At 71.8% G+C, this 12,110-nt stretch carries 8 protein-coding genes; 5 read left to right on the top strand and 3 right to left on the bottom strand.

The window, feature by feature from the left end:
* The 4 genes from AB0H87_RS28715 to AB0H87_RS28700 form a co-directional block, all read left to right on the top strand.
* Nucleotides 1-1,481: phosphatase PAP2 family protein (locus AB0H87_RS28715; RefSeq protein WP_360152254.1), on the top strand; the 1,481-nt coding region annotated here is incomplete at its 5' end.
* Entirely contained in the window at nt 1,426-2,223 is a 798-nt protein-coding gene (locus AB0H87_RS28710; RefSeq protein ID WP_360152252.1) for an endonuclease/exonuclease/phosphatase family protein, read from the top strand. The genes AB0H87_RS28715 and AB0H87_RS28710, both read left to right, overlap by 56 nt.
* Before the next feature lie 107 nt (nt 2,224-2,330).
* A complete protein-coding gene (locus AB0H87_RS28705) occupies nt 2,331-5,342 on the top strand; it encodes a glycoside hydrolase family 9 protein (RefSeq protein WP_360152249.1) in 3,012 nt (1,003 codons plus the stop codon).
* Nucleotides 5,339-7,564 (top strand): cellulose binding domain-containing protein, encoded by a 2,226-nt coding sequence (locus AB0H87_RS28700; protein ID WP_360152246.1) that lies wholly within the window; start codon nt 5,339-5,341, stop codon nt 7,562-7,564. Before AB0H87_RS28705 ends, AB0H87_RS28700 begins: the two co-directional genes overlap by 4 nt.
* Here the strand turns inward: AB0H87_RS28700 and AB0H87_RS28695 are convergent.
* On the bottom strand, nt 7,552-8,538 hold the full coding sequence (locus AB0H87_RS28695) for an LLM class flavin-dependent oxidoreductase (protein WP_360152243.1): 987 nt from the start codon (nt 8,536-8,538) through the stop codon (nt 7,552-7,554). The genes AB0H87_RS28700 and AB0H87_RS28695 overlap by 13 nt on opposite strands.
* Before the next feature lie 39 nt (nt 8,539-8,577).
* Nucleotides 8,578-9,540 carry a TIGR03557 family F420-dependent LLM class oxidoreductase gene (locus tag AB0H87_RS28690; protein ID WP_360152240.1) on the bottom strand — a complete coding sequence of 321 codons (963 nt, stop codon included), beginning with the start codon at nt 9,538-9,540 and terminating at the stop codon, nt 8,578-8,580.
* Between the two features lie 192 nt (nt 9,541-9,732).
* On the opposite strand from AB0H87_RS28690, the gene AB0H87_RS28685 reads away from it, so the two are divergent.
* Nucleotides 9,733-11,103, top strand: coding sequence for a cellulase family glycosylhydrolase (locus AB0H87_RS28685; RefSeq protein WP_360152237.1), 1,371 nt, complete (start codon nt 9,733-9,735; stop codon nt 11,101-11,103).
* Nucleotides 11,104-11,127: 24 nt separating this feature from the next.
* On the opposite strand, the gene AB0H87_RS28680 is transcribed toward AB0H87_RS28685, so the two are convergent.
* Nucleotides 11,128-11,985 carry an NAD(+)/NADH kinase gene (locus AB0H87_RS28680; protein ID WP_360152257.1) on the bottom strand — a complete coding sequence of 286 codons (858 nt, stop codon included), beginning with the start codon at nt 11,983-11,985 and terminating at the stop codon, nt 11,128-11,130.
* Nucleotides 11,986-12,110 lie beyond the last annotated feature (125 nt).

Below are 12,110 nucleotides of genomic sequence, written 5' to 3'. Positions count from 1 at the left end.
GGTCGCCTCCGCCGACCACCAGGTGGCCAGGCCGTACGCGACGTAGTCGGCGCCGGCGAAGGCGTACGTCGCCGGCCAGGTCTCGTGCCGGGATCGCGTTCGGGATTCTGCTCGCGCTGGTCCGGTTCAGGTTCGGCCCGCTCTACGACCTCGACCACGGCGTCGCCAACTCCGTCAACGGGTATGTCGCCGACCACGAAGGCCTGCTGAACATCATCCGGTTCATCACCGACCTCGGCGGCGGCCTCAAGGTCTGGGTGGTCGTCCTCGCGGTCGCCGCGCTGCTGATCCGGCGACGCACCCGGCTGGCGATCTTCGTGATCGTCTCGGGCCTCGGCGCGCTCGCGCTCGAGCCGACGATCAAGACCCTCGTCGGGCGGCTGCGGCCCGTGGTCGACGTGCCCGTCGCGCACGCACCCGGCAACAGCTTCCCCAGTGGACACTCGCTCGGCTCGTTCGTGGTCTACGGATCGCTCCTCCTGGTCTTCCTGCCGGCCGTGCCCAGGCGCTGGCGCCCCGCCGTGATCAGCGCCGTCGCCGCCCTGATCGTGCTGGTGGGCGTGAGCCGGATCGCGCTCGGCGTGCACTTCGTCTCGGACGTGCTGGCCGGCTGGCTCCTCGGCGCCGCCTGGCTCGGCGTCACGCTCTACGCGTTCCGCCTGTGGCGCCGTGAGGACGGCCGCCGCGAGCCCGCGCTCACCGAGGGCCTCGAGCCGGAAGCCGCGAAGGACCTCAAGCCCGCACCGACCGAGCGCGCCGTGCTGCCGCACCCCTGGGTCGAGACCGCCGAGATCGTCGTCGGCTGGGTGCTCGTGCTCGGAGCGCTCTTCGGATTCGGCATGTGGGCCAGCTACCACGCCGACGGCACCGTGCTCGCCAGCCTCGACCAGAAGGTGCCGCAGTGGTTCGCCGACCACCGCACCGGCATGCTCGACGGGTGGAGCCACTATGCCAGCAAAGCTGGTGATACCCACACGATCCTCGCCGTGTCGCTCGTCTTCTGCACGCTCGTTCTGGCACGCTGGCGCCAATGGCGGCCGATCCTGTTCCTCGCGCTGGTGATGGTCGGCGAGCTGACGCTCTTCCTCGCGTCGGCCGCCGCGGTCAACCGCCCGCGCCCGGACGTGCCGCACCTCGACCAGAACCTGCCGACCGCGGCGTTCCCCAGCGGCCACATCGCGGCGACGCTGTGCCTGTGGACGGCGATCGCGCTGATCGTCATGGCCCGCACCGACCGCTGGTGGCGCTGGCTGACGATCGTCGCCGCCGTGGTCATGCCGCTCATCGTCGCGACGTCGCGGATCTACCGCGGCATGCACCATCCAAGCGACCTCCTCGGTGCGATCATGCTGACCGGCCTGTGGGTCGGCCTGCTCTACTACGTGCTGCGTCCCAACGCCGAAGCGGTGGCCGCCGATGCGAGTGATGACCTACAACATCAAAACAGGGGGGTACGACGGTTCGCGCGGGACGCGGCTTGAGCCCATCGCGGAGGTCATCAACTCCGCCCTGCCGGACGTGGTGGCCCTGCAGGAACTGCGCGGCGACTCCGGGCCCTGGCTCGCGAACCGGCTCGGCATGCGGATGGTCCGCGCCCGCTCCTCCTGGGGCCAGCCGGTAGCGGTCCTGACCAATCCGGACTGGACGGTCCTGGCCGCGGGTACGGTCGCCCGCCCGTTCCACCACGCCGCCGCGCGCGTGGTGGTGGCGACGCTCGGCGGCCCGCTGACCGTCATCTCGGCGCACCTGCACCCACACTGGGGCTGGCGCCGCCTGCACGAGGCCCGCTGGCTGGTCAACGCGGTCGGCAACGCGCGGCTGGCCCTGGTCCTGGGCGACCTCAACACGCTGGACCCGTGGACCGACCACCAGGACAAGCTGCAGGCCCTCCCACCGCCGTACCGGGTCCGGCACCTGCGCTGGCGCCCACCCGGCCGCAGAAACACGGACCGTGACGTCGGGGCGCTGGGCCGCGTCGACACCCGCGCCATCGCCGCCCTCGACGCGGCCGGCATGGTCGACGTCTTCCGCACGGTCGGCGAGGGTGCGCCCGAGACGGCACCGACCGCCCTGGGCGGCGCCGAGTTCTCCGGCATGCGCCTGGACTACCTGTTCGCCACGCCGGCCCTGGCGGAGCACGTGCGCTCGTGCCGCATCCTGCGCACCCCGACCGCGGACCGCGCGAGCGACCACTACCCGGTGGTCGCGGACATCGACATCTGACCGGGCCGGCGAGCATCGACAAGAGCGCATTGACAGCCATGAAACGCGATGGCAACATGGGAGCGCTTCCAAGGATGGTCGTCTATGTGTCTGTGAAGGGACGGCTCGTGAAACGTCGTGCTGCCGCCACCGTCGTCGTGCTCGTCGCCGCCGGCCTGATCGGGTCAGGGACAGGCTCTCCGGCGGCCGCCGCGCCCGTGGACCACATCGCCAACGGGACCTTCGAGACCGGGACCTCGCCCTGGTGGGCGAGCGGCACCACGCTCGCGGTGCGCGACGGGCGGCTCTGCGTGGACGTGCCCGGTGGCACGGCCAACCCGTGGGACGTCTCGATCGGCCACAACGGCATCCCGCTCGTCGACGGCGCGGCCTACACGCTGACGTTCACCGCCGACGCCACCGTGGACACCACCGTCAACGCCAACGTCCAGCTCAACGCCGCGCCGTACACCACCGTGTTCTCGACCCAGGCGACCACGGGCGGCCAGCCGGCGACCCACACCTTCACGAGCGACCTGACCGCCGCCGACGGGACGTTCACGCTGCAGCTCGGCGGGAAGCCGGATCCGTACACCTTCTGCCTCGACGACGTCAGCCTCACCAGCGACGGCGAGCTCGACCCCGAGCAGATCGAGAACGGCGACTTCGGCGACGGCACGGCCGGCTGGTACTCCTACGGCACCACCAGCACCGCCGTCGATGCCGGGCGGCTCTGCTCGGACGTGCCCGGCGGGCTGGCCAACCCCTGGGACGGCGGCGTCGGCCAGAACGACGTCCGGCTCACCGCGGGCGCGTCCTACACGCTGAGCTTCGACGCCAGCACCGACCCGCCGGCGACGGTGCGGGTCGCGGTGCAGCTCGGCGCCGACCCGTACACCGGCTATTTCAGCCGTGACCTCGCCATGACGGCGGCGGGCGACCACTACGAGTTCACCTTCACCGCCCCCGACGACACCCCGGCCGGCCAGGTCGCGTTCCAGGTCGGCGCCAACGCCACCGCCTACCGCTTCTGCCTCGACAACGTGAGCCTGCGCGGCGGCGAGGCCGAGCCGCCCTACGTGCCCGACACCGGGCCCCGCGTCCGCGTCAACCAGGTCGGCTACCTGCCCGACGGACCGAAGCGCGCCACGCTCGTCACCGACGCCACCACGGCGCTGCCCTGGCAGCTCAAGAACAGCGCGGGCGCCGTCCTGCGCTCCGGCACCACGACGCCGCGCGGCACGGACGCGGCATCCGGCCAGAACGTCCACACCATCGACTTCACGGCGTACGCGGCGCAGGCGGAAAACCTCACCCTCACCGCGGACGGCGAGACCAGCCACCCGTTCGACGTCACGAAGACCCTCTACGACCGGCTCCGCTCGGACTCACTGCAGTTCTTCTACATCCAGCGCAGCGGCATCGCGATCGACGGCGACCTGGTCGGCGCCGCGTACGCCCGCCCGGCCGGCCACCTCGGCGTGGCGCCCAACCAGGGCGACACCGACGTGCCGTGCCAGCCGGGCGTCTGCGACTACCGGCTGGACGCCCGCGGGGGCTGGTACGACGCCGGCGACCACGGCAAGTACGTCGTCAACGGCGGCATCGCCACCGCACAGCTGCTCAGCGCCTACGAGCGCACGAAGACCGCACCGACCGCCGGGTTCGGCGCGGCCCTCGGCGACGGCACGCTGCGGGTGCCCGAGCGCGGCAACAACGTGCCGGACATCCTCGACGAGGCGCGCTGGGAGCTGGAGTGGCTGCTGCGCATGCAGGTCCCGGCCGGCAAGCCGCTGGCCGGCATGGCGCACCACAAGCTGCACGACCAGAACTGGACCGGCCTGCCGCTCGCACCGCAGGCCGACCCGCAGCCCCGCGAGCTGCACCCGCCGTCGACCGCCGCCACGCTCAACCTGGCCGCCGCGGCCGCGCAGGGTGCCCGCCTGTGGGCTCCCTACGACGCGGCGTTCGCCGGCCGCGCCCTGACCGCGGCCAGGACGGCCTATGCGGCCGCCAAGGCGCACCCCGCCGTCTACGCCAGCCCCAACGACGGCAACGGCGGCGGCGCCTACAGCGACGACGACGTCACCGACGAGTTCTACTGGGCCGCCGCCGAGCTCTACCTCACCACGGGCGCGGCCGCCTACCGCACCGACCTGGAAGCCAGCCCGCACCACACCGGCGACGTCTTCACCGCGACCGGCTTCTCCTGGGGCGGCACCGCCGCCCTCGGCCGGCTCGACCTGGCGACGGTCCCCAACGGACTCCCGAAGGCCGACCAGACGCGGATCCGCGCCTCGGTGACCGCGGCCGCCGACGCCTACCTCGCCACCGCGGCCGGTCAGGCCTACGGCCTTCCGATGCCCGGCGGCCCGGGCGCCTACTTCTGGGGCGCCAACAGCAACATCATCAACAACGCCGTCGTGCTGGCGACCGCCTACGACCTGACGAGCCAGGCCAGGTACCGCACCGGCGCCGTCGAGGCCATGGACTACATCCTCGGCCGCAACGCGCTCAACCAGTCCTATGTGACCGGTTGGGGCGAGAACGCGGCGGAGAACCAGCACAGCCGCATCTTCGCGAACCAGCTCGACCCGGCCCTGCCGCACCCGCCGGCCGGCTCGATCGCCGGTGGCGCCAACGCGAGCCTCGACGACCCGTTCGCCAAGCAGCTCCTCGACGGGTGCGAGCCGATGTTCTGCTACGTCGACGACATCAACTCGTACGCCACCAACGAGGTCGCCATCAACTGGAACTCCGCGCTGGCCTGGATCGCCTCGTTCCTCGCCGACCAGAGCGCGCCGGCGACCGTCTCCTGCCGCGTGGTCTACAGCAACTACGGCACCTGGGAGGGCGGCGCCGGCTTCACCGGCCAGCTCGACATCACCAACACCGGCAGCGCCCCGGTCAACGGCTGGACCGCGCGGTTCGCGTTCACCGGTGACCAGCGTCTGCGCGAGGCCTGGCTGGCCCAGGCGAGCCAGGCCGGCGCCGTGCTGACCGCCCGCAACGAGGCACACAACGCCCGCATCCAGCCGGGAGCCACCGTCATGTTCGGCTTCAACGCCACCCAGTCGTCCTCCTACGCCAATCCCGCGCCGGGCCTGGTGACCGTCAACGGAAGCCGGTGCTCGTCATGAGGACAGTCGCGGTCGTGACGGCGACCGCGCTCCTCGGCGCGAGCCTCGCCGCCTCGGTGGGCACCGCCGCCGCGGCGGCGGTGTGCCGGGTCGACTACGCGGTCGCCAGTGAGTGGCAGGGTGGGTTCGGCGCGAACGTCACCGTCACGAACCTCGGCGACCCGATCGACGGCTGGGCACTGACCTGGAGCTACACCGGTGGCCAGACGGTCACCCAGGCGTGGAGCGCGACCGTGACCCAGGCCGGGGCGGCGGTCACCGCCCGCAACGTCAGCTACAACGCGGCGCTGCCCACCAACGGGACGGCGGCCTTCGGCTTCAACGGCGCGTGGACCGGCAGCAACCCGGCGCCGACCACCTTCAGCCTCAACGGCACGGCCTGCACGGGCAGCACCACGCCCGGGACGCCGACCACGCCACCGCCGACCAACCCACCGCCGACCACCCCACCGCCGACCAACCTGCCACCGCAGGCCGGTGCCAGGCAGGTCGAGGACCTCGACCGCGGCGCCATCAGCGTCCGCTCCGGCAACGGCAACCTCGTCTCCTGGCGCCTGCTCGGCACCGAGGCCACCAACACGGGCTTCCACGTCTACCGCGGCACCACCAGGGTCACCGCCACCCCGATCACGACCAGCACGAACTACCTCGACGCCGGGGCGGCGGCCGACGCCACCTACACGATCCGCGCGGTGGTCAACGGCGTCGAGCAGCCGGCCGGCCCACCGGCGCTGCGCTTCGCCAACGGCTACCTCGACGTCCCGATCCAGCGCCCCAACGGCGGCACCACACCGACCGGCGAGGCCTACACCTACAGCGCGAACGACGCGAGCGTCGGCGACCTCGACGGCGACGGCGACTACGAGATCGTGCTCAAGTGGGACCCGTCCAACGCCAAAGACAACTCCCAGTCCGGCTACACGGGCCCGGTCTACGTCGACGCCTACCGCCTCGACGGCACCCGGCTCTGGCGGATCGACCTCGGCCGCAACATCCGCGCGGGCGCGCACTACACCCAGTTCCAGGTGTACGACTACGACGGCGACGGCGCCGCCGAGGTGGCCATGAAGACGGCCGACGGCAGCCGCTCCGGCACCGGCCAGGTGATCGGCGACGCCAACGCGGACCACCGCAACAGCAGCGGCTACGTCCTGGCCGGCGCGGAGTTCCTCACGATGTTCGACGGCCGCACCGGCGCGACGAGGTCCACGGTGGACTACCAGCCGCCAAGGGGGACGGTCTCCAGCTGGGGCGACAACTACGGCAACCGGGTCGACCGCTTCCTCGCCGGCACCGCCTACCTGGACGGCGCACGACCGTCCCTCATCGTCTCCCGCGGCTACTACACCCGCACGGTCATCGTGGCGTACGACTTCCGCAACGGGAGCCTGCAACGGCGCTGGACCTTCGACTCCAACAGCGCGGGGAGCCAGTACGCCGGCCAGGGCAACCACAGCCTCACCATCGGCGACGTGGACGCCGACGGGCGCGACGAGATCGTGTTCGGCGCGATGACGGTCGACGACAACGGCTCTCCACTGTGGAACACCAGGAACAACCACGGCGACGCCGCCCACCTCGGCGACCTCGACCCGGCCCGGCCGGGGCTCGAGTACTTCAAGGTCTCCGAGGACGGCAGCAAGCCCGCGTCCTGGTTCGCCGACGCGCGCACCGGCCAGGTGCTCTGGTCGACCGCGCCGGCCGGCGACAACGGCCGCGGCGTGGCCGCCGACGTCTACGCCGGCAGCCCGGGCGCCGAGTCCTGGTCGAGCGCCGTCGACGGGCTGCGGAGCGCGACGGGTGCCAACGTCGGCCGCAAGCCGTCGTCCGCCAACTTCGTGATCTGGTGGGACGGCGACCCGGTGCGCGAGCTGCTGGACCAGACCCGGATCGACAAGTACGGCACCGGCGGCGACACCCGCCTGCTCACCGGCTCCGGGGTGGCCGGCAACAACGGCACGAAGGCCACCCCGGCCCTGTCCGGCGACATCCTGGGCGACTGGCGCGAGGAGGTGATCTGGCGCACGTCGGAGAGCACGGCCCTGCGGATCTACGCGACCCCGAGCAGCACCGATCGCCGGATCCACACGCTCGTGCACGACCCGATGTACCGGGTCGCGCTCGCCTGGCAGAACACCGCCTACAACCAGCCGCCCCACCCGAGCTTCTTCATCGGCAACGGGATGGCACAGCCGCCGCGCCCCAACGTCTACGTCAGCTGAGACACCAGCTCGAACGACCGGATGCGGTCCTTCACGTCGTACACCATCGTGGTGAGCATCAGCTCGTCCGCCCTGGTCGCCTCGAGCAGCGCCGAGAGCTGCCCGGAAACGGTGGACGGAGAGCCGACCGCCTGCCCGACCTGGCGATCGGCCATGAAGATCCGCTCGACCTCGGTGTACGGGTACGCGGCCGCCTCCGCGGGCGTGGCCAGCGGCTGCGGACGGCCCTGGCGCAGGCGCAGGAACGAGAGCCCGGCCGGCCCGCTGAGGAACTGGGCCTGCTCGTCGGTGTCCGCGCACACGACCGAGACCGCGACCATCGCGTACGGCTCGTCGAGCCAGCGCGACGGCGTGAACCGGTCGCGGTAGAGCGCCAGCGCCGGCAGCGTGTTCTGCGCGCTGAAGTGGTGCGCGAACGCGAACGGCAGCCCGAGCAGCCCGGCGAGCTGGGCGCTGTAGCCGCTGGACCCGAGCAGCCACACCTCGGGCCGCTCACCCGCGCCCGGCGACGCCATGATCGGCCCCGGCTCGTCCTGGGTGAAGTAGTTGAACAGGCTCGCCAGCTCCTGCGGGAACTGCTCCGCGGAAAGCCCCTCGACGGTCCGCCGCAGCGCGAGCGCGGTCGCCTGATCGGTGCCCGGCGCCCGGCCGATGCCCAGGTCGATCCGGCCCGGGTGCAGCGCGGCCAGCGTCCCGAACTGCTCCGCGACCACCAGCGGCGCGTGGTTCGGCAGCATCACGCCACCGGAGCCCACCCGCATCGTCGAGGTGTTCGCGGCCAGGTGGGCGAGCAGCACGGCCGGGGCGGAGGAGGCGATGGCGGGCATGTTGTGGTGCTCGGCCACCCAGAACCGGCGGAAGCCGAGCTCCTCGGTGCGCCGGGCGAGCGCGGTGGTATGGGCGAGCGCCTCGCCGGGCGAGCCGTTGGCGGCGACGGGGGCGACATCGAGCACGGAAAGCGGAACGTCGATCACGATCCAGATTCAACACCGCCGGCCGGAAAAGGCTTCCCGCTAGAGCGCGCGCAGTGCCGGCAGCAACTCGCTGGCCGACCAGTCGAAGAAGTCCCGCTGGCTCGCGTCGCCGACCTGCAGCACGGACACGTGGGTGAAGCCGGCCTGGGCGAACGCGGCGATCGCCTCGACGTGCTTGTCCGTGTCCGGCCCGCACGGGATCCCGCCCGCCACGTCCTCCTCGCGGACGAACTGCGACACGTCGGCGAAGGCCGCCGGGTTCGGCAGGTTCGAGTTGACCTTCCAGCCCATGCCGAACCACGGGAACTGCTCGTGGGCGATCTTCCTCGCTGCGGCCTCGTCCGGCCCCCAGCAGATCGGCTGCTGCCCGTAGCGCGGCTTCCCGGAACCTCCCGCGTCGTCGAACAGGCGCAGGAGCCGGGCCTCCGGCTGGGTCGCGATCGCGCCGTCGCCGTACTCGCCGGCGATCCCCGCGGACTCGGGCCCGGAGAGCGCGATCGCCATCGGCACGCGGGTCTCCGACCGGTCCCAGACGTACGCCTCGGGAACCTCGAAGTACTCGCCCGAATAGGTCAGCGTCTCGCCGTCCAGCAGCGGCCGGATGATCTCGCAGGCCTCGGCCAGCATCGCGTGCCGCTCGCGCACGTGCGGCCACGGCCCGACCACGTGCTCGTTGAGGTTCTCGCCCGCACCGAGGCCGAGCACGAACCGCCCGTCGGCGAGGAGTTGCATGGTCGCCGCCTTCTGCGCCACGACGGCCGGGTGGTAGCGGCGGGTGGGGCAGGTGATGTAGGTCATCAGCTCGGCCCGGGAGGTGGCGTGGGCGACGGCGCCGAGCACGGACCACGCGTACGGCGAATGCCCCTGCGCGTCGAGCCACGGATAGTAGTGGTCGGAGATGGTGATCTGCTCGTAGCCGACCTCCTCGGCCCGGATCGCGTAGTCGACCAGATCCTTGGGCCCGGACTGCTCGCACAGCAGTGAGTAGCCAACGGCGACCATCGTCTGCACCCTCCTGAGAAAGCCCGTTTCGCGCCGGTTACCCCGCTCGGAAGGCGTCAACCGTCCCAACTACTTAACCGGTTGACCTGTCCGCCCCGGCGGTCCTACTGTGAACCCGCGCCCCAGGGAGCCGGGCGGCAGCTGACGGGCCAGCTGCCGGCCCTTGTCACGTCTCCCTTGTGAAGGCAGGAAATGCGATCCAGACTCCTCGCCGTCGTCACGGCGCTGTCCGCGGCCGCCCTCGCGGCCATGTTCACCCTCACCATCGGCTCGCCGGCGCACGCCGCCGCGGGCTTCACCGTCGCCAACGGCCGCCTCTACGACGCCAACGGCACCGAGTTCGTCATGCGCGGCATCAGCCATGCACACACCTGGTACGCGAGCCAGACCCGGGCGTTCGCCGACATCAAGGCGACCGGCGCCAACACGGTGCGCGTCGTGCTCAGCGGCGGCCGCTGGCAGCCGGCCAACGGCGCCAGCGACGTGGCCAACGTGATCAGCCTGTGCCGGGCGAACCGCCTGATCTGCGTGCTGGAGAACCACGACACCACCGGGTACGGCGAACAGAGCGGCTCCGTGCCGCTGTCCACCGCCGTCGACTACTGGATCAGCCTGCGCAACGTGCTGGCCGGCCAGGAGCGCTACGTCATCATCAACATCGGCAACGAGCCCGTGGGCAACAACGCCGTCAGTCCGACCTGGACCCAGGCGACGACCACCGCGATCCAGCGCATGCGGGACGCCGGCTTCGACCACACCCTGATGGTCGACGCGCCCAACTGGGGCCAGGACTGGCGGTTCGAGATGCGCGACAACGCGGCGAGCGTGTTCGCCGCCGACCCGGACCGCAACACGGTGTTCAGCATCCACATGTACGGCGTCTTCGACACCGCCGCCGAGATCACGGACTACCTCGGCCGGTTCCGGACGGCGAACCTGCCGATCGTCGTCGGCGAGTTCGGCCACAACCACTCCGACGGCAACCCCGACGAGGACACGATCATGTCCTACACGCAAGCCAACCGGATCGGCTACATCGGCTGGTCGTGGAGCGGCAACGGCGGCGGCGTGGAGTACCTCGACATGGTGACCAACTTCGACCCGAACCAGCGGACGAGCTGGGGCACCCGGATCATCGACGGGGCCAACGGCATCCGTTCGACGTCGCGGGAGGCCACCGTGTTCGGCAGCGGCCCGACCGGCTCGCCGACGACCGGCCCCACCCAGTCACCGACCGCACAGCCGACCACGCCGCCGCCGGCCCGCGGCTGCACGGCCGCCTACCGGGTGATCGGCCAATGGCCCGGTGGGTTCCAGGCCGAGGTGACGGTCACCGCGGGCAGCGCCGCGATCGGCTCCTGGAGCGTCGGCTGGACCTGGGCCAACGGCCAGCGGATCAACCAGTCCTGGAACACCACGCTGACCACCTCGGGCAGCGCGGTGACGGCGCGCAACGTCACCTACAACGGCGCGCTGGGCGCCGGTGCCAGCGCCACGTTCGGCTTCCTCGCCTCGTGGACCGGCAGCAACACCGCGCCCACACCGTCCTGCACCGCGAGCTGACCAGCCCGGCGGCGCCGGGGTCGCTCAGTCGACCTCGGCGCTGCCGGTCACCCGCAGCTTGCGGCGGGCGCGCTCCGAGAACGTCGTGTGGCCCAGCCGGATCACCCGGGCCGCGGCCGGCACCGCGTTGACGTCGATGCGCTCGCCGGGGCCGACGTACGTGGCCACGCCGCCGTCGACCTCCACCGCCAATCGGCCGCTGCGCTCGAGCACGTCGAGGCTGAGCGTCTCGTCGACGGAGAGCATCAGGGCCCGGTTGTACGAGGAGTGCGGCGACGAGGGCACGACCAGGACGCCCTCGAGGTTCGGGGAGACGATCGGGCCGCCCGCCGAGAACGCGTACGCCGTCGACCCCGTCGGCGTCGCCACGATCACCGCGTCGGCGGCGTACCGGACGAACGGGACGCCGAGGATCCGGACGCCGATCGCGGCGGAGCCGTCGCCGGGCACGCGTACCAGAGCGATGTCGTTGAAGGCCGTGACCTCGCGCCCCTCGGGCAGCGTCGAGCGGATCGCCAGCCGTTCCTCGAGCGTGTACTGCATGTTGTCGATCGCGGAGAGCGCCCACGGCAGGTCGTCGACGTCGATCTCGGCGAGGTAGCCCAGCTTGCCCAGGTTGACGCCGAGCACCGGGGTCTTCGTGCCGGCGGCCAGCCGCATGCTGCGCAGCATCGTGCCGTCGCCACCGAGGCTGACCAGGATGTTGGCCTTGCTGGCCAGGGTCTCCGGATCGACCGGGATCGCGTTGCAGTCGATCCGGGCGATGTCGTCGGCGAGCCCGAGGACGGAGGCGCCGTGCGTGCCCGCCCACTGGAGGATGGTCTCCATGGCGGGGGCGGAGTCGCGCTGCGGATGCAGGACGATCCCGACGGTATGCACCATTCCCACGACGCAACTGTAGTGCGAAGACGGCGGAGCGCCCGATCCGTGGGTCCGGCATCGTGAACGTGACCGGCGTGAACTGGTCCGGCGGGATCTCCCGGGGCCGGGCCGTGGTGAACGTCGTC

This window comes from Asanoa sp. NPDC050611 (assembly GCF_040654855.1).
Taxonomy (GTDB): Bacteria; Actinomycetota; Actinomycetes; order Mycobacteriales; family Micromonosporaceae; genus Asanoa.
The sequence above is the reverse complement of the archived record's forward strand: the minus strand, read 5'-3'. Positions and strand labels throughout refer to the sequence as shown.